This window comes from Xylella fastidiosa (genome assembly GCF_011801475.1).
GTDB lineage: Bacteria > Pseudomonadota > Gammaproteobacteria > Xanthomonadales > Xanthomonadaceae > Xylella > Xylella fastidiosa.
The window spans coordinates 866,365-884,815 of sequence record NZ_CP044352.1 but is presented as its reverse complement, the minus strand read 5'-3'; the positions used below and the strand labels follow the sequence as shown (position 1 = coordinate 884,815).

The window sequence follows — 18,451 nt, the reverse complement described above, 5'->3', positions numbered from 1 at the left end:
ATTGCACCAAACTAAAATCGCTTGTTTTTTCCGTATAAATGCTGCAAGTCGTCAATGTTGATACGGAACTTTGTTCCATGATCGCGTAACCCCAACCCCGAACCATCGGTAGTGCGGGCATCAAAGTCAATTGCCATTACCCCGCTAGTTAATGCTTGCACGATTCCTGATAACTGTGGTTCCCAGTAAAGCCGTGCGCTTTCATACTTGACCCTACCGCCGCGCTTTGTTCCATGTACCACGATTAAGCGACGCAACTTGTAGGCGAATGCGGCTAGCAGTTCATTTGTTTCCCAGTATGGAGGTATGAAGTCTGTATGGAGAGAGTTACGAACGATTATTCGGTTTATCTCATACACCACTTTGAAGCCGCGATCTGACTCACCACGTATGGTGTGCCTGAAGCTGGTTCGTCAGTGATCGTCAGGCCAACCAAAGGTTCTGACCATCGTGTGCATGACGTTTTTCGGCCCTGGTGTTTTATGGAAAAGCGTTAGTAGAGAAGTTCCGCTATGAAATTTCACTTCCCACTTGCCAGAGTCAGGGGTGTCGCTATTGTTTGCTTTCAGCCCCAACAACTCCTCTAGTAGAAGCCCTGGGCCACCTGTACCTCTGTAGCCCGGATAGTCTGGAAGCTGTACCCAATCATTTTGCAAGACGCCTCGTACTCTCGAAAAAAAACGTCTTCTGCAATCATGATGTCACTATTTTCCTTTGAGGCTCTTTAGCCTATCAAGTGACATTTCAACGTATTTAGGCGATTTTTCGATTCCAACCCAGTCATAACCCAATATTTCAGCCGCAACTGCAATTGTTCCACTCCCCATAAATGGGTCTAAAACAGGTTCAGCACCCACAGACTCAATACAGCGTTGCGCTAATTCGACAGGAAATGGAGCAGGGTGTGGGTTCTTTGATTCTTGCGGGATAGTCCACACATCGCCTATGGCGTTTGCTTTTGGCTTCAGTTTGAAGTCTGGTTTTGCGATTAAGTAGATCACCTCATACGTTGGCAAAAAATAGCCGGAATTGAAGTTAATCCCGCCATTACGCTGCCAAATGATGATTTGCCGCACAGGGAACCCTGTAACAATGTCAGTACGATCTTGCAAAAGCCCCGCTTGCACTCTCCACTTATGGTTATAGAAAATTGCACCATCGTTGCGAAGCAAGCGCATCATTTCAGTTAGACAATCCCTTTGCCACCGCACATATTCGTCATGCGGCATAACATCTTCGTGATTATCGAAACCTTCGATAAGAGCCCCGTTTGCTCACTTGCCGCCACGCCCATCCTTCATGCCATTCCCCGTAGAATTTTTCAGATTGTATGGTGGGGACGTGACAATGACGCGAAAGCTCTCCGCTGGCAAAGTCTGCATGACTTTGATGCAATCACCACTATGGATAGTTCCGCGTAAATTGCGGGCGCTGTTATCGCCTTTGGGCAGCTTTTTGGCTGCCTTAATGACGCGCCTTACGGCTTCATCAAAGTCTAGTTCGAGTAGAGCCATTTCTGGAGGCATAGCTATCTCAGTTCGTTAACGCAGAATAGCGTTAGACGTTTTCCTTGACCTGAATGTATCAGGGCCGCAATCGCGGATTCACCGTTTAGGCGGATTTTATATTGACGATAGGCAAATTCAGCAATATCACGGTTTACATGTTTTATGCTCCACCAGTGGGGAGTGCCGTAGTAAGCACGCTTAAGAAGTGCCCGGAAGATTCAACACCATTGGTTGATGCACGGTCATTCACGTATTCCCCAGCACTGTGCCTAACAGTGAAGTGTTGGTATTGACTCAGGCTCTTGTACCTTCTGTGGTTCGTCAGTAATGATGATCGAATTAGTTACTACGCTTTCACGTATGATTTGGTCCAATTGTTGTTTTATCGGCAACGTCAATGTTGTGTGCCACCATCGGACCACCGCATTTACTTAGCGCAATTACCTGCTATTTGCCTACTGCTCTGCGCCCAGCTTTTAGACGACGCAAAGCGTGTTTGTTTTTCTCCCTGCCACCAATATAAATTTCATCCACTTCAACATTGCCGCCGAGAAACCTTTTGCCTGTAACGCAAACTTTACGGATTCGATTTGCCAAAAACCAAGCAGTTTTTTGTGTAACACCCAACGCTTTGGAAAATTGAACGCTTGTAAATGCTTTTACGCGCAGTAGTAAGCAACAAAATTGGCGAGAACCATTATTTGTAATTCAATTTTTGATACATCTATCATTCTTATGCCGCGAACGCTACAACGTTTACGGCAAGAGGCGCATTTGTATCCCATAGTGCTTTTTACAGAATACGCTTCGCACTCACCATAGTGAGGGCACACACAGGCTCATCGTTTCAGTGTTCTTTTGCAATCAACCCTTCGCATGCTGCCTCAGTTGGAAAGCGTTTGTAGAACTCTGAAATACTCATTACATCTTTCATTGCAACCTCCATGGGGAAGAATTGCTCACCAAATATCTAGTGCATTCAAATCAAAATGAATTGAATAAAATTTGGTGCAATTAAGTATATAAATCCAAACCAGCCTCACGCAGCCGACGCAGCGCAGCGAGCACAACAACAGGATCAGCCACCGGCTCCAACATCGGAGAGACCAACGCCTCAGCAGACACCACCTGCTTAAACAAAGCGATCCACTGACCGGCATCACGCGGCGAAGCAAACCCCCGACTCTGCACCAACACCGCCCCCTGCCCATCAATCAACTTGAAATAAAAACGCCCATCCTGTTCCCGATATTGCTTCAATACCGGTAACGCCACCTTTTCTTGCGGCACCGGCACCGCACTGACCATGCAGAGCGACAAACTCCGCAACCCCACCGCCTCACGCAACCGTGCCAAAAGTGGGATTGCATCCCTCTCCCGCAAACGCCCCGCACTATCACGCAACATTGCTTCGATATCCGCCGGACGCCTCATGAAATCCTCATAACGCTCCCGCAGCGGCGCAACCTCCGCATCAATACGCTCGAACAAACGCACCTTTGCCTCCCCCCACCCGAGACCCTCAACCAATGCCTGCGCGAACATACTGCACTCCTCAACACCAGCAAACGCCTGATACAACTGGAACACTGCCGAACCAACAGCCTCCTTCGGCTCCCCTGGCGCACGCGAATCGGTGACAATCGAAAACACGTACTTCTTTAACTCCTCCCGCGTACAGAACAGCGGCATCGTATTGCCATAGCTTTTACTCATCTTGCGCCCATCCAAACCCGGCAACGTCGCCACCTGCTCATCAATAGCGGCCTCCGGAAGCACCAAATACTCCCCACCGTAAATATGATTAAAACGCTGCGCGAAATCCCGCGCCATCTCGATATGCTGAATCTGATCGCGTCCCACTGGGACCTGATGCGCATTAAAAAGAAGAATATCCGCCGCCATCAACACCGGATACATAAACAGACCGGCCGTGATCCCTGCATCATCATCATCCCCATGACTACGATTCTTATCCACCACCGCCTTATAAGCATGCGCACGATTAAGAATCCCCTTCCCGGCAACACAAGTGAGCAACCACATCAACTCTGTGATTTCAGGCACATCACTCTGCCGATACAACCACACCTTTTCCGGATCCAGACCACACGCAAGCCAAGTCGCCGCAATCTCCAGCGTCGAACGCTGCGTACGCTCTGGATCCTGCACTTTGATCAAACTGTGCAAATCCGCCAAAAAATAAAAACTTTCAGTTCCAGGCGCCCCAGCAGCACGAATCGCCGGACGAATCGCACCAACATAATTCCCCAAATGGGGCGTCCCGGAAGTAGTGATACCAGTCAGAACACGAATACTCATGAAATGTCCCATCGGAAATGAAATACGGCTTCAAAGTCTAACCCCCGCCATACAAAGCACTGCAGAAAATCACCACCTTCCAGAGCAAGCCCATCCCAGAACACCGACATCCCCACGCCCACTCACATCACGCACCGACGATCGACACCGGAACAAACTCATCTAACTTCCAGCGCGCTCAGCGTCTCAACAGACGCAACCATCGTCACTCGCACAACTTTCCCTGTCCCTGTCCCTGTCCCTGTCCCTGTCCCTGTCCCTGTCCCTGTCAATCAAGACAGCAATCAACGACACCAAGCAATACAACCAAACCGCAACATGACACACCACTTGATCCAACGCCGACCCCTGCCCACAGCACCCATACTGCGCCACCTCAACATCACCGATACACCGCTCCATCATCTAAAGCTGGCAACAGCGCAACACCCATTGACCACGCAGCCCGAACCACCGTGATGCAACAGCCACCAATCACCAACAACTTCCGCAGGCAATGCCATTACACACACCTATACCCCCCCGCCTGATACCACCGACCGACAGAACCTGACTCCACCGCACACCCCACAAAAACACAGCCAACATCAAAGACATCGCCTCCATGCCAACCTGAACCCAGAGTTTGCAATCCATGTCATGACGCAGTACCGCACATCCCCCGGCCTATCCACACCACTGTCATGACCCACCTCAGCACCGCCACGTTCAGAACAACACCCCTTGCCCCCCCTTGCCAAACACCTCCGCATCCCCCGCACCTGCCCCTATTGGCACCGTGTTGCAACCAGTGACACCAAGCCGCCAAGCCAGCCCCGACACACGCACCGCTTGCCGTGCCAACGCCGCACACAACACCGACTCACTGCCCGCCACATGCAACCCATGGCGTGCACGAGTCAACCCCGTATAGATCAACTCCCGTGACAGCACCCGACTCTCCTGACGCGGCAACTGCAACCACACCGTATCGAACTCCGACCCCTGCGCCTTATGCACCGTCATCGCAAACGCACTCTCATGCGCCGGCAACGCAGCCGGTGCAAATGCGCGGACACCCTCTCCCCCAGCACCAGAAAACCAAGCCCACATCGTCCCATCATCATCCCGAAGACACACCCCAATATCACCATTGAACAAACGCTGACGAGAACTAGTCTCAGTCATCAACAACAGCCGCCCATGAAAGTAACCATCCACACCGCCGCCGCCGAGCAGGCGCTCAATCCGCGCATTGATCCCCGCCGCCCCCTGCGGCCCCTCACGCAACGCCGTCAACAAACGTAATCGCCCCGCCGCTGCCAATGCCTGCACCGGATCAGACAACGCAGCCAACGCACGCCAATGCGCCAACAACACCTGACCAGCCCCGACACACGGATCCAAGACCCCCTCATGAAATTGCACCCCACGAAGTGTGCCGCGACGCAACATCCCCAGCACCGCAGTCGCATCCCCCAAACGCACCGCCTCAGCCAACGGCGCCAACGCTAAATCCTCACCCTGACGGTGACTGTGTTGCAGATGCACCCGATGCCCATGTAACCCCCCGCGGACAACGTGACACTCTGCAACAACCGCTGCAGACGGCGCGCCTAACAAGGGCGCCAATACCTGCGCATCGGCGACATCCAACACCTCACCGGAACCGGCAGCGGCAAGAATCCCCGCAAGCACATCGCCCGCCTCCACTGACGGCAACTGATCCGGATCACCCAGCAAAATCAACTGCGTCCCGTCCGCCACAGCATCCACCAACTTACACATCAGCGGCAGATCCATCATTGAAGCCTCATCCACCACGATCACGTCATAAGGCAACGGATTGTCCTCACAATGACGAAAGCGCGGCGTATCGGGGATCACCCCAAGCAAACGATGCACCGTACTCGCTCCCGACGGCAACGCGGCAAACAACGCCGCATCCCCCCCCGCCGCGGACACATGCCCTGCCGCCGCACGCAGACTTTCAGCCATTCGCTCGGCCGCACGGCCCGTCGGCGCGGCCAGCGCAATACGTAACGACGCCTGCCCCTGTTGCCGCGCCTGGGCGACACGCAGCAATAACAGGCGCGCAATCGTCGTTGTCTTGCCAGTCCCAGGCCCCCCCGTGACCAGCAATAACGCACGCTGCAACGCCAACGCAGCCGCCAATGCCTGACGATCCTGCCCAGCGCGTGCCTGTGGAAACAACGCCGCAAACACCGTCGCCACCGCGGCCGATTCAGCCGGTGGCAACCGTGCAGCGGCAATCCGACGCAAACCGATCGCTAAACGCCGCTCATACTCACGATAGCGACGCAGATAGAGCACCCCTTGCTCAAGCACCAACGGCTGCCCTGTCGGTGCTGGTGCCTCCCCCTCAGATGGCTCGGCCACCCACCGACTGGCGCGCAGCAGATGCACCCACTCCGCAGCGGAAGGCCAGTCGAACATCTCTCCAGCGAGCAATCCAGGATGGGCCAGATCTACACCCGCGTGACCATGCGCCACCGCCATTGAGGCCAGCGCAGCGGCAGCGGCCACCTTGTCCGGAGTCTTCGGATCAAGACGGCACAAACTCCGCGCCAACGCATCATCCAACGTACGCAACACACCAGCCTGGTTGAGCGCGGCGAGCAGGCTCATAGGCAGGCTCCGCTGAACATCACAGCGACCGCAGCGATCAAGGCAGGAATAAAAGACGGCGCATTTACCCCCACTGCATCCGTACACGTCATAGGCGCACTCCGGCAGCACAGATCACCGATACCACCCATCGCGCGCGCAACGGCGTCACCCTCACTCCAATGGAAACGCAACCAGCAGCACCAGCGATGACACAACACACCAGGCTGGAAGAGCACCGCGCGCAGGCTCATGGACAGACTCCACTGAACATCGCATCAACTGCCTCAATCAAGGCAGGAGCAAAGGATTGCGTATACACGCCCGCTGCATTGGGACGCGTCGCGTCCATACCGCGGCAGAACAGGTAACGGATGCCTCCCATATCACGTGCGTAGTCGTACGCATCACGCAAACGGAAGCGCAACCAGCGATGCAGGGCCACGGTGTAGATCAGCGCCTGTAGGTCGTATTCACTGTCAGTCATCGCCACAGAAAGATGCGCTGGTGTGTAATCCGGCAGGCGATTGCTTTTGTAATCCAGGACGTACCACCGTCCGGCGTGGCGATAAATGAGGTCGATCATGCCGGTCATCAGTCCTTCCAAGCGACGCCGCATGCCGAAGCTCTGACGCTGCTGTAGCAAGCCGTGGTCATGGAGCAAGGCAAGCAAGGCATCCACCGCCGTGGCCTGGATGACAAATTGGAATTCAATCTCCGGTCGCCGCTCGGTTGTCGGCACATCACACAAACGCACGCCCTCGGGAAGGACACTGGTCAAGGTATGGCCCACCAATGGGGTTAGCAAGGCGATACCGGCCTCCACGTCTTCAGCCACGTAGCCGCTGCCACGCAGGGCTTGGAGCAACACGCCACGTTCCGTCGCAGGCACAGGGACATTGGCACGCCAAGTGCTCCAGGCTAGGAAATCGGTACGCTCGAACACTTCATGCAGTGCCACACCAAAACGGATGCCGGTAAAACGGGGGTCGGCGGGTACTTCGCTCCCAGGCAGAGGCTGTTGGATGGCATCCTGTGGCCAGGCTGGTTCGTCCTGCCCTCCAGTGAGTGGCTCGGCAATACGGCGACCCCCATCAGGAGCAGGCTCCGCTTTGGCATGCGCCAATTGGGTAAAGCTGTACACCCACCAATCCGAAAGCAGGGCACCACGCTGTGCGGTCCGTGCGGGGGGGACGCTGTGCGGCTGTTCTGGGGTCAAACGGGGCAAAATTGCCGGTGGTACAGCGGTGTCAAAGACGATGCCAGACTGCGCCGGCACTGCCTGGGGATCACCCAGCAGTGGCCATAAGGCGGTACGTTCCGTCTGATAGAAGGTGCCGGTAGCGATCCACAGTGCATGTTTGGCACGGGTCAGGCCAACGTAAAGTAGGCGTGCTTCTTCAGCGCGCTGTTCCTGTTTCCACGCTGTTTCAGCGCGTTGCCACTCTGGTGCTTGTTTATCAAGGCACCAATGCAGGCAGCGCCCTTGCTGCGCATCGTGTACGACGCAATAACGGCCTGGGCCGGCATGGGAACGGCCAATCGCAACGTAAGGCAGGAAGACCAGTGGGTATTCCAGGCCTTTGCTTTTATGCAGGGTGACGATCTGCACGCGGCGCGCATCTGATTCCAAACGCAATAGCTGTGTTTCGTCATCATTCTTGGCTTCAGCAATCCGCCGTGCCAACCAATCAACCAAGCCATGTAAGCCCAGGGCGCGCAAGTGGACTTGCTGGAGTAGTTCGCCCAGTTGTAGGTAGTTGCTCAAACGGCGCTCACCGTCGAAGAGGCTGAGCAAGCGTGCGGCATGTAGCGCGCATAGGTCGGTCAGTAACCCCAAGGGGCCGCCACTGTGTAAGCGTTCGCGCCAGTGCAACGCCTGGCGCTGCCAGTGACGGGAGGCAACGCTGTCATGGTCAAATGTGGCGATTGTCTCGGCGGTAAGGCCCACGAGGACGGTGGACAGTGCGGTACGCAAACGGCCTTCATCAGCGCTGTGAAGCAGTGCCAGCAATAGTGCCAGGGCTTCATTGGCTTCGTCGGTAGTCAATAGGCTGCGTTTGCCAGCAGCAACGGCAGGAATGCCCGCACGCGCTAGGGCCTGCTGCATCAATGTGGCTTCACGGTGGCTGCGCACCAATACGGCGATGTCGCCGGCACCCACGGGACGGCCATCCAGCAGGGCGCGCCCGGTCTGTGCGTCGGCAAGCCATTGGTGAATGGCATGGACGCAGGCATCGGTGCATAGGGCGCGCGCGGCATCGGCATTCCAGGGTTTGGGTTTGCCCTTGGCGGTGCTGTCCAATGGCGGTGGGGCTTGCCACACTTGTAACGCGGGCGCGGGAACTCCGGCGTTGCTGAGGTCTGTATCGCGGCAGTGGGCGCCTGGCTGTACGGGGTGGAAGGCAATGCCTGGGGTGAGGAAGGCTGCATCGCCGGCTTGGGTATACAGTGCTTCAATAGCACGCAGTAATAGGGGACGGGAGCGGAAGTTACGCTCCAGCGGGGGGGCGCGTTCGGCACGGACGGCGGCGGCCAGGTAGGTGTGTACGTCGCCGCCACGAAAGCCATAGATGGCCTGTTTGGGGTCGCCAATCAAAAACAATGCGGGTGTGAGGTCGGCGGTGTGTGCGTGCTCGGTATCACCAAAGACATGATGAAAGATGCGCCATTGGGCCACGTCGGTATCTTGAAATTCATCGACGAGGGCCATGCGGTACTGTTGGCGCAGGGAGCGCACCAAGGCGAGGCGATGCGGCCCATCCAGTGCCTGGGCGACACGTTGAATCAAATCATCGTAGGTCTGTACGCGACGCTGGCGTTTGAGTGCGGTGAGGCGGAGGCGGGCTGCGGCACGCAAGCGATGCAGGCGACGTAAGCGATGCTGAGCGCGTGCTGTTTCGATGCTCGTCAGTGCGTCCAGGTAATGCTGTACGGCTTCGCTCACGGGGGAGTTTGGGGTGCGTCCGGCACCCTGTTTATTGGTGCCGGCTTGCAAGGCCGCAACGGTCAATGTTTGCAGTTTGGGGTGTGGCTCTGGATAGGCGTTGGGTGCGAGGCTCCAGCGTTCCATCCAGTCCCAGAGATCGTTCAGTGCATCGGCTTTGTAGCTTTTCTTGTTGAGGACGCCCTCTTCTAAGGCGGTGTGCAGTGCGCTGCGCAGTGCCGCGCCCTCGGTCTGCCAGAGGTGGCGCAATGTGGTCTCAGCGGCGGCAAGGGCAGCATCAGGCAGCGTCACTGGTGCTTCCAGCGATGGCGCGGGAGATAAGTGCGGTTGGTAGAGCAGGTCTGTCAGGTCCTGAGCCAGCATTGGTGCGCCTGCGGGCCAGAGGTGGATGAGGTCTTGGATGGCCTCGGGATCAGCAATTTCTTGACGCCATATGTCGGCGGCCAGTTCGTGTAGTAAATCGCGGTCACTGGCCAGTAAGGTAGGCGGAATGAAGCTTTGTCCGGTATGCAAGGCATGTTCGCGCAGTAGGCGTGTGCAGAAGCCATGAATGGTGAAAATCGCCGCGAGGTCGATTTCATCGGCGGCCTGTTGTAAACGGGAGTGCAGGGCGTGTGGGGTCTCATCCGTAGCGGTAAGGTGGGTACGCAGGATCTGTAGGGTCAACGCAACATCTGGGGGTTCAGGGGAGGTGGAGTTGGTCACTCCAGGAGTGATGCGGGGTGCATCCTGGGGATGGGGTGTTGGATGCGGTATCTGTGGTTGTGCTGCGGGAAGGGGCACCGGCAGTTCAGCAGCCTGCGGGACGAGACGGGCGGCGAGTATTAGGCGCTCGCGGATCCGGGTGCGTAGTTCTTGGGTCGCGGCCTCGGTGAAGGTCACTGCAAGAATGTGGCCGATGCGCCAGCCTCGTTCGACCACAAGTCGGGTGACGAGGGTGGCCATGGTGAAGGTTTTACCAGTGCCCGCGGAGGCTTCAATCAGACGCACGCCGTGGAGGGGCAAGGTCAGATAGGGGTCATGGGGAGGGTTCATGGGTGCAGTTGCAGCCAGGTCAAGGGTTCTGGGTCAGCTTGACCGGTGGTGAGTAGGTCAAATATCAGTGTTGCGAGCTGTGCAAAGTGGGCAGCGGTCTGCGGGGTGGCAAAGGGATCGTGGTTACGCAGTGCTAATTGGATCGCTGCATGGTTGCTTTCGCCCCATTGGTGGTCGTTACCACGCCAACGGGCGCGGGCGGTCTGCAAGGCACGTTCGGGGGTGTCGCGCTGGGTGTAGTACTCCCAGGCGCTGTAGGGGGCAAAGGGTAGGGGCTGGCGCAGGCCAGCCGTGCGCAGGCGGAGTAGTAGGGTCAGTGCGGTCTGTGCTTGGGAACTGGGCAAGGATGGCTGTAGATGGGGACCTAGGCCCGCAACGCCTGCATCTTCAAAGCGGACCAGGGGCCAGGGGTGGCCGGCGGCGCTGGCCAGCAGCCAATCTAATCCGTGGCGCAGTACTGCGGGGCCGTTAGGGGGGCCCAGGCGCAGGCGGGCGATTCCGTGGGGGTAGAGGTCCTGAATGTGTGCGTGGAGACGGATGCCGTCGATCATTACTTCAAGGCACTGGGACTGTGGGAGGGCGGTACCGCGCCAATGTGCAAATGCTTGGGCATAGGGGCGCAGGTGTTCAATGCGTTCTTGGAGTTGCTGTTGGCCTAAGGGACCTGAGGGGAGTAATGCGCGGGCGCGTAGTTGTGGGTAGAGGGTGTCGTCATTCTCATGGAGTAGGGAGGCAAATATCAGGGTGTCGAGTCGATGGCGTTCTAGGCCGTGGCTGGGAAGCCAGAGGGGGTCGCATTCATCGGTGGTCTGAGGGGGTTCGGGCAGGCGTAGGCCCAGGCGCTGTTGTAGGAACTGTTCTGCAGGGGCGCTCAAGAAGCGCCGCAGGCTATCCAGTGGTAGGGGGGGTTCGGGGTCGGGAAGGGCTGGGAGTCGGCGGGGACACCAGGGGGCCAGAGGGTGGCGCTGTCCTTCAATACTCGCGGCGGCGGCCTGCCATAAGGGGTGGTAGCTGAATCGGCGTGGGTCGCCGTCGGCGCCAAAGGCGGTGGGGGAGAATGGCTGTAATGAATGCCGCAGTAGCAGTGTTTTGGCCGCTGTACTGGGGTCGGCATGGTAGGTGGCTGCGGTGCTAAGTAGTTCTGTGAGCAGCGGTGAGGGTTCGCGTAGGCTGCCGTCGTGTGGATCAGCGCCAAGGTAGCTGACGTAGAAGACGTCTTGGGCGGCGCTGAATAGCTGTAGAAGTAGGAGGCAGTCGTCATCACGTCGGGAGCGATCACCAGGGCGACGCTGTGCGGTGCCAAGTTCGGCGGTGAGGCGATTGAGGCCAGCCGCAGGATCGCGGCGCGGGAAGTCGCCGTCGTTCATGCCTAACAAACAGATGACGCGGAAGGGGAGCAGTCGCATGGGAACCATGCGGCCAATACTGATGCCACCTGTGAGCAGTGGGGCGCGGGTATCGGTGTCGGCTAGTAAAGCGGCAAAGTGCATACGCACGACTTCGGCTGGCACGGGTAAGGCCACTCCGGCGCGTGTGGCATCGGTGGCGAAGGTGTCGATCAGTCTGCGTAAGCGTTCTAAGGGACGCTGGATACCGGATGGTGCGGTGGGGATGTCAGGCAGGAGTGCATCAAGCAGGCTCAGTAGGCGTTCTCGCCACTGTGTCGGTAATAGGGCCTCACTCAGGCGTTGTCGTGTATTGGCGAGGACGCGCAGTAATCGGATGAGGGTGTCTAATGCGGTCAGCATGCTGCCTTCCAGATCCGGCCAAGCAGCGACGCCAGCAATATCGGCATCTGCGCCGCTGGCGTGACCCAGGAGGAGGCGGTCCAGTGCAAAGCTCCAGGTGTAGGCGTCGTCAGCTGGGGCTTGGTGTTCGGCACGGTGGGCAGCATCCAATCCCCAGCGTGCGCCGGCGGCGGTCAGCCAGCTTCGCAGGATCTCCAAGGTCTGTGTGTCAAAGCCAGCAAGGGTGGCCATCGGCAGGCTGGCCAGGAGGTCCAATATTTCGTGCAGGCCAAAGCGGGATACGGGCAAGTCGAGGAGACGCAAGAAGACTTCAGCCAACGGTTCATCAATCAGTGGGCTGGCATCAGCCAGTGTGTATGGCAAGGGGTCGCTATGGGCATGTCCACCGAACACGGCTTCTAGATAGGGGATGTAGAGGTCGATGTCCGGTGCCAATACGGCAATCTCACGCGGTTGTAAGGGAGGGTTAAAACGCTGTCCCTCCGGTGAGTTAGGTTCCAGCAAGGCACGGAGCCGGTCATGAAGGACCTGGAGTTCACGTAGTCGGGTATGACAGGCGTGAAACTGGAGACTGGGATCTTCCAGACGCGGTGCGGGCAAGGGGGCGGGGACGGGTGCCGAACGGTTATGGAATAGATCCGCATGCAGGCGCTGCAATAGGCTATCGCGCAGGCCGCCTTCATCCAGGGTGGTGCCTGGACGTTGTTCCGGATCATCGTATGCGGTGATTTCGCCAGAGGGATGGACGACTTCGTAGTTCCCCAACACAGTCATGAAATCACGCCCGGCAGCACCCCAGGTATGGAGTAGGCGGTTTTCTCCGGTCTGGGTGACGCAGTCGGTGGGCTGATGCAAGCGTTGCGTGAAGGGTTGCGCATCACCCCAATATTCTTTGGTCGGGGTCGGCAGGTAAAAGTGCAGTGTGCCAACCTGTGCCTGGGTCGCCAGGACACGTAATACATCTGGGGAGATGTTGAGGGTGGCGAAAATAAAGAGTCGCGCTGGCAGTCCTTGAGGGGGAGGGGCTGTCCCTGACCCATAACGGTTCAGGTAGTCGTGGATGCGGCGTGCGCGGTGCGTAGCACCGTTAACACTATGCCGCCATAGGATGGCCTGTGGATCGTCCGGATCTGCGCCCGCCTCCCAGCGTAGCAACCAGTCGCAACGCCAAGCCTGGTATTTTTCGAATGCTGCACTCAGTGCTTCGGCCAATGTCCAAGGTTTGAAGAGGTCGCCATCTGCCAGGTAAGCATGTAATTCAGCAAGCGCTGGTTGCGTCAGTAATGCTGGATCGCGCAACGCTGCATATAGTCGCCAATGCAACACGGCCGTATCCAAAGCGTTCGGCACGGCACCAAGATTGGCATCCAATGCACGGGCAACGAACTCGCCCGGAGTCAAAAATTCCAGATTGGCCACGACACCATGCGTGGTGGCCAACGTGGCTTGCAACCAACGCCGCATGGCCGCTTGTGGAATCAATATTGTGTCTGGGACCAACAACGACTGGCCCGGCACCGGGGACCGCAACGTTTCGGCCAGCAATCCCGCCAGAACGTCGAGTGCATTGGAGTGGTATAGGCGAAAGTCAGTGGTGACCATCATCTGGGACATCTTGCCTCAGCAGACGCACAGCGCAAGGCGTCATGTAAAAAGTGAATCGCTTGGGGACTCTTCCGTACTTTCAAAAAAATTTGCGCAAGGTCACAATGGGCGATGTAACCTAAAATATATGGCAAGCCCAAGCCCAGACAATACAGAAAACTGGGCACACTCAATCGCTTTAATACCTGGACAGACTAGTCGCCGTGCCATTCACAAAATTGAACAATATTAACATATTTTTTATGTTAGCCTAGAATCCGATGATACTTCCAACACCCGCCGTCCAATTGTCCGGTGTCCGTATCGAACGCGGCGGACGCACTGTTTTAAGCAATGTTGCATTGCAAGTGCCGCGCGGCAGTATTACCACGGTGCTAGGCCCATCCGGGAGTGGTAAATCGACCATGCTCGCAGCACTGACAGGCGAGCTTCGGCCGACTGAGGGGGAGGTCCGTCTGTTCGGAGATGGAATCCCACAAGGAACCCAAGCACTGTTAGAGATGCGGCGCAACTTGGGGGTATTACTCCAGGGTAACGGTTTACTGACCGACCTGAGCGTCGCTGAAAACGTGGCGTTGCCGCTACGCGCGCACACTCGGATGCCAGAACCACTGCTGCAACGGTTGGTCCTGATGAAGCTACACGCAGTTGGCCTACGAGCCGCCGCCGAAGCGATGCCACGTGAGTTATCAGGCGGAATGGCACGGCGCGTAGCGCTGGCACGTGCGCTGGCTTTGGATCCACCACTGATGATTTACGACGAGCCCCTGACAGGGTTGGACCCGATTGCCAGTGGTGTGATCGTGAGTCTCATCAAGCGCCTTAATGACAGTCTTGGCTTAACCACAATCATCGTCAGCCATCACGTACACGAGACGCTCCCCATTTGCGACCAAGCGGTCGTGATTGCTAATAGCACGGTCATTTTTGCCGGCACGCCTGCGCAGCTGGAAGCCAGCAACGATGCGCTGGTATACCAGTTTATGCATGGGCAACCGGACGGGCCGATCCCATTCGATGCAGCACCACGCACATCTGAACGGAGTTCCGCCTAATGCCACTGGTATCTTCAATCAGCTCGCTAGGCCGCTCTGGTCTGTTTGCACTCACTGTATTACGCAGCTCGCTGCCCACACGCGACTTCTTCGCCGAACTGATCCGTGAAATCTACAAGATTGGCGCGCGCTCGCTACCAATCATCGCCGTCGGAGGCGCGTTCGTCGGCTTGGTACTGACCTTGCAAGGCTACCGCACACTCACTCTGTATGGCGCTTCCGACGCACTATCCACCCTCCTAGGCCTATCACTGTATCGCGAACTTGCGCCCGTGCTGACTGCTCTGCTTTTCATCGGACGTGCGGGCAGCTCAGTGGCGGCGGAACTGAGCCTGATGCGTGCGACCGATCAGATCAAGGCACTGGAGCTGATGGCCATCGACCCCATCGCTAAAGCAGTGGCGCCACGCTTTTGGGCAGCGGTATTGACTGTACCTTTACTCACAGGTGTGTTTTGCTCACTGGCCATCTGCAGTGGTTACTTCCAAGCAGTCCATGTGTTAGGCATAGACAACGGTTTATTCTGGTCAGGATTGAGCAACAGCGTGGACTTTTTGGAGGATTTCGGCGTAGCAATGCTCAAATCAGCAATCTTTGGTGGCACCTCGGCTCTTGTGGCAGCTTACGTAGGCTTCCATGCGCAACCAACCATTGAGGGCACTTCAATCGCAACCACGCGTGCAGTCGTCAACGCGTCATTGCTGGTATTGATGTTTAACTTCGTGCTATCAGCACTATTATTCCGATAATCCGTGCTGCCTGCCCCGTCCTCCACATGAAAAAATCAGCGTTTTTCTACGCAAGATATTTAAAGAAATATGAAGTGAAAACCTGCTCTGATCCATCCATATCAGAGTGTTTGTTGGATCAAAAAGTGAGATAACCATCGTTATGCGTGGACCAAGACTTGAATTCGCTGTGGGTACCTTTCTGCTATTAACCCTAGCCTCGCTAATGGTGCTAGCAGTCGCATCCACCAACCAACGCTGGAGTATGGGCAGCAACCAATACACTCTTACCGCTCACTTCACCCAAATTGGACAACTACGCAAGCAAGCCCCGGTACGAATCAGCGGGGTTAACATCGGCCAAGTCAGTAACATCACGCTGGACCCGAAAACATTTGAATCGGTGGTCACGCTGTCGCTAGACAAGCAATACAAGGATCTACCTGCAGACACCTCAGCCAACATTCTCACGAGTGGACTCCTCGGCGAGAGTTACATCAATTTGCTGCCTGGCGGCGACCCGGAAGTGCTCAAACCTGGGGATCAGATCGCATTTACTCAACCAGCAGTGGACTTAATCCAGTTAGTCGGAAAATACATGTTCAGTGGCGGCAGCGATAAATCCACATCCAGCAACACCACCAGCACAACCGATCACGCTGCCTCCTCTCACACAGACACTCAAGAAACTCACCAATGAAGACCACACTGTTCTACATCATGTTCGCTTACGCTCTGTCAACCGCATTTCCATCCATGATGCTGGCTCAGGCATCATCAATCGCCGAGGTCAACCAAGGCCAAGCCTCTAAGATGGTGATTGACTCGAGTGCGCGCGTCCTATCCACGCTAGAACAGCAGCGTGCCCAATTTCGCCAGGACCCCAAAGCGCTGCGTCAGTTCATGGAGACTGAATTCACTACTATTTTTGATCGTGATTACGCTGCACGTTTGGTACTAGGGAAATACGCTCGTAACGCATCAGACACCGATGTAAAGCTGTTCGCCGACGCAATCGGCGAAAATCTCATGCAACGTTACGGCAATGCGCTGCTGACCTTTGAGGGTAAACCCAGTTTCCGCGCCAAGTCCGAGAGCCGCCTACCAGGCAATCGTAATGTCAGAGTTTCGACAGAATTGATCCGTTCTGGAGCTGACCCTATTGCAGTTGACTACCTGCTACGTAATGTTAACGGCCAATGGAAAATCTTCGATGTCATGATCGAAGGCATTTCTTACGTACAAACTTTCAGAAATCAGTTCGACGCACCGCTGCGCCAAAAGGGGATCGCTCAGGTTGCCGCAGAGCTGCGCAGTGATAACCTGCAAGTCGGGAAGAGCAATGGGAAGTGAGACTAAGCTACATCGCGACGGTAACTCACTGGTGTTAAGCGGCCCTCTTAATCGCGATGCAGCCATCGGATTATGGTCTGAAATCCAAGCGCAAAGTAAAAGTAATGGCGTATCCCAACTTAATCTGGCAGGCATCAAACAGTTAGACAGCACCGGTGTTGCGCTGCTTGCCGAAGTAATGGAACGTATCCGTGTCCAGGGGGGCAGCGTGCCAACAATTGTTGCCCCTCCCGCCGGTCTGAAGGAGCTGCTCGCGGCCTATAGAATGTCCTCTGACCTGCAATTCCAGCCCTGACCCGAAAACGTGCCATGCATCACCCTCAAGCCTTAACTCTCATTGCATCCTCATTGTTACTGGCGGCCTGTGCCAACAAGGCAACGAAGTCCGTCATGCCGACAGTGACTGCTTTGGACAGGTCTGCACCTGTCATGACTGTAACGCCAGCCCCTCCCACCAAGCCTCAAACGACGACAGTCACGCCGCAGGACGCCTCCTCCCTGGTGATGCCGACAGCAGCAGCAGATAACAACACCGCAGACAATACTCCGACCCAAGCGGAAGATGACTACGCTGCGCTTTACGGAGCCATTTCGCCGTCTGTTGGTCATTCCGATACAAACATACCCAGGCCAAACGACACTCACACCACCTACGATCCTTGGGAACGCTACAACCGTGCAATGCACCAATTCAACGTCGTTATAGACCACAATCTCGCGCGGCCACTGGCTAACGCGTATGTACATGTCGTGCCAAAGAAGGCGCAAGTGGGTGTGACCAATTTTTTCAATAACCTTAGCTCACCGCTGACAATGGTCAACCAAGTGCTGCAAAACCACCCAGTCTATGCATTACAGACGCTGGGCCGGTTTCTGCTGAATTCCACGCTAGGGCTGGGCGGTCTCCTTGATCCAGCCAGCGCAGCGAAAATTCCGCGCCGCACCGAAAATTTTGGGCAGACTTTGGCACTTTGGGGCTGGTACAACTCACGCTACTTCGAACTTCCCCTGTTTGGGCCACGCACAGTGCGCGACACCTTTGGCTTGGCAGGGGATCTTCCGCTGTCCCTATTACGGCAAATCGATAACAACACATGGCGTTACGGTCTACAGGGTCTGCAATTGGTTGACACCCGCGCTCGGCTGTTATCGTTTGACAACATACGCGACGGCGCTGTAGACGATTACGCGCTCACACGGGACGCTTGGTTACAACGCCGCAATTACCAAATCCAAAATGCACTGCGCAAGAACAATCAGGACACGAATGACAATAGTGAGCTGCCCGACTACCTACGTGAAGAACATGACTCCACCACGGTACCGGTAGATGCAATGCCAATCCCGCGCTTGAGTCGCTGAAGACCACGCAGAACACCCTAACGAGTATGGTAGTGGTGTAGTCGTGTTTCACATAGCTACCGATCAAGCTGTGATAGATCACTGTGGCCACTGGTTGCAAAAAACGGGGACTCCACTGTCAATCTGATGTTGGTCAGCAGAGCGCAACGCCAATAATATTTTGAGAATGCAGATGCGTCGG

Annotated in this window: 12 protein-coding genes and 2 pseudogenes; 6 read left to right on the top strand and 8 right to left on the bottom strand. The window is 56.3% G+C overall.

Annotation, left to right across the window (positions count from 1 at the left end):
- Positions 1–11 precede the first annotated feature (11 nt).
- From F7G16_RS12095 to recC, 8 genes and pseudogenes are all read right to left on the bottom strand, one after another.
- Positions 12–575: pseudogene (locus F7G16_RS12095) on the bottom strand (MvaI/BcnI family restriction endonuclease).
- A gap of 129 nt (positions 576–704) precedes the next feature.
- Positions 705–1,229: a DNA-methyltransferase gene (locus F7G16_RS03745; RefSeq protein ID WP_011098196.1), complete on the bottom strand. Its 525-nt coding sequence runs from the start codon at positions 1,227–1,229 to the stop codon at positions 705–707.
- 45 nt (positions 1,230–1,274) lie between these two features.
- The gene (locus F7G16_RS03740; RefSeq protein ID WP_004089823.1) at positions 1,275–1,526 is read right to left on the bottom strand and encodes a site-specific DNA-methyltransferase; all 252 of its coding nucleotides are present in this window, start codon (positions 1,524–1,526) and stop codon (positions 1,275–1,277) included.
- Positions 1,527–2,522: 996 nt separating this feature from the next.
- On the bottom strand, positions 2,523–3,830 hold the full coding sequence (locus F7G16_RS03735; RefSeq protein WP_004089825.1) for a tryptophan--tRNA ligase: 1,308 nt from the start codon (positions 3,828–3,830) through the stop codon (positions 2,523–2,525).
- Positions 3,831–4,538: 708 nt separating this feature from the next.
- Positions 4,539–6,458 carry an exodeoxyribonuclease V subunit alpha gene (gene recD, locus F7G16_RS03730; RefSeq protein ID WP_004089831.1) on the bottom strand — a complete coding sequence of 640 codons (1,920 nt, stop codon included), beginning with the start codon at positions 6,456–6,458 and terminating at the stop codon, positions 4,539–4,541.
- Positions 6,455–6,691, bottom strand: a complete 237-nt coding sequence (locus F7G16_RS03725) for a hypothetical protein (RefSeq protein WP_004089833.1) — start codon at positions 6,689–6,691, stop codon at positions 6,455–6,457. The genes recD and F7G16_RS03725 overlap by 4 nt, the downstream gene beginning before the upstream one ends.
- Complete coding sequence (locus F7G16_RS03720; RefSeq protein WP_004089835.1) at positions 6,688–10,419, bottom strand: UvrD-helicase domain-containing protein; 3,732 nt, start codon at positions 10,417–10,419, stop codon at positions 6,688–6,690. The genes F7G16_RS03725 and F7G16_RS03720 overlap by 4 nt, the downstream gene beginning before the upstream one ends.
- Entirely contained in the window at positions 10,416–13,781 is a 3,366-nt protein-coding gene (gene recC / locus F7G16_RS03715) for an exodeoxyribonuclease V subunit gamma (protein WP_014607435.1), read from the bottom strand. Before recC ends, F7G16_RS03720 begins: the two co-directional genes overlap by 4 nt.
- A gap of 251 nt (positions 13,782–14,032) precedes the next feature.
- Between recC and F7G16_RS03710 the strand changes: the two genes are divergently transcribed.
- The 6 genes and pseudogenes from F7G16_RS03710 to F7G16_RS03685 all read left to right on the top strand — a co-directional run bounded on the left by F7G16_RS03710 (position 14,033) and on the right by F7G16_RS03685 (position 18,270).
- On the top strand, positions 14,033–14,827 hold the full coding sequence (locus F7G16_RS03710) for an ABC transporter ATP-binding protein (RefSeq protein WP_004089839.1): 795 nt from the start codon (positions 14,033–14,035) through the stop codon (positions 14,825–14,827).
- Entirely contained in the window at positions 14,827–15,576 is a 750-nt protein-coding gene (locus F7G16_RS03705) for an MlaE family lipid ABC transporter permease subunit (RefSeq protein WP_004083606.1), read from the top strand. Before F7G16_RS03710 ends, F7G16_RS03705 begins: the two co-directional genes overlap by 1 nt.
- A 136-nt stretch (positions 15,577–15,712) precedes the next feature.
- A pseudogene (gene mlaD / locus F7G16_RS03700) lies at positions 15,713–16,175 on the top strand (outer membrane lipid asymmetry maintenance protein MlaD); the annotation flags it as partial.
- Between the two features lie 76 nt (positions 16,176–16,251).
- Complete coding sequence (locus F7G16_RS03695) at positions 16,252–16,908, top strand: MlaC/ttg2D family ABC transporter substrate-binding protein (protein WP_004083608.1); 657 nt, start codon at positions 16,252–16,254, stop codon at positions 16,906–16,908.
- On the top strand, positions 16,898–17,203 hold the full coding sequence (locus F7G16_RS03690; protein ID WP_004089844.1) for an STAS domain-containing protein: 306 nt from the start codon (positions 16,898–16,900) through the stop codon (positions 17,201–17,203). Before F7G16_RS03695 ends, F7G16_RS03690 begins: the two co-directional genes overlap by 11 nt.
- Positions 17,204–17,412: 209 nt before the next feature.
- The gene (locus F7G16_RS03685; protein ID WP_225621640.1) at positions 17,413–18,270 is read left to right on the top strand and encodes an MlaA family lipoprotein; all 858 of its coding nucleotides are present in this window, start codon (positions 17,413–17,415) and stop codon (positions 18,268–18,270) included.
- Positions 18,271–18,451: the final 181 nt, after the last annotated feature.

Bases quoted from the DNA above. Each gene is read 5' to 3' on its own strand.
- F7G16_RS03745 (WP_011098196.1), bottom strand. From the start codon at position 1,229: ATGCCGCATGACGAATATGTGCGGTGGCAAAGGGATTGTCTAACTGAA.
- F7G16_RS03740 (WP_004089823.1), bottom strand. From the start codon at position 1,526: ATGCCTCCAGAAATGGCTCTACTCGAACTAGACTTTGATGAAGCCGTA.
- F7G16_RS03735 (WP_004089825.1), bottom strand. From the start codon at position 3,830: ATGAGTATTCGTGTTCTGACTGGTATCACTACTTCCGGGACGCCCCAT.
- recD (WP_004089831.1), bottom strand. From the start codon at position 6,458: ATGAGCCTGCTCGCCGCGCTCAACCAGGCTGGTGTGTTGCGTACGTTG.
- F7G16_RS03725 (WP_004089833.1), bottom strand. From the start codon at position 6,691: ATGAGCCTGCGCGCGGTGCTCTTCCAGCCTGGTGTGTTGTGTCATCGC.
- F7G16_RS03720 (WP_004089835.1), bottom strand. From the start codon at position 10,419: ATGAACCCTCCCCATGACCCCTATCTGACCTTGCCCCTCCACGGCGTG.
- recC (WP_014607435.1), bottom strand. From the start codon at position 13,781: ATGTCCCAGATGATGGTCACCACTGACTTTCGCCTATACCACTCCAAT.
- F7G16_RS03710 (WP_004089839.1), top strand. From the start codon at position 14,033: ATGATACTTCCAACACCCGCCGTCCAATTGTCCGGTGTCCGTATCGAA.
- F7G16_RS03705 (WP_004083606.1), top strand. From the start codon at position 14,827: ATGCCACTGGTATCTTCAATCAGCTCGCTAGGCCGCTCTGGTCTGTTT.
- F7G16_RS03695 (WP_004083608.1), top strand. From the start codon at position 16,252: ATGAAGACCACACTGTTCTACATCATGTTCGCTTACGCTCTGTCAACC.
- F7G16_RS03690 (WP_004089844.1), top strand. From the start codon at position 16,898: ATGGGAAGTGAGACTAAGCTACATCGCGACGGTAACTCACTGGTGTTA.
- F7G16_RS03685 (WP_225621640.1), top strand. From the start codon at position 17,413: ATGCCGACAGCAGCAGCAGATAACAACACCGCAGACAATACTCCGACC.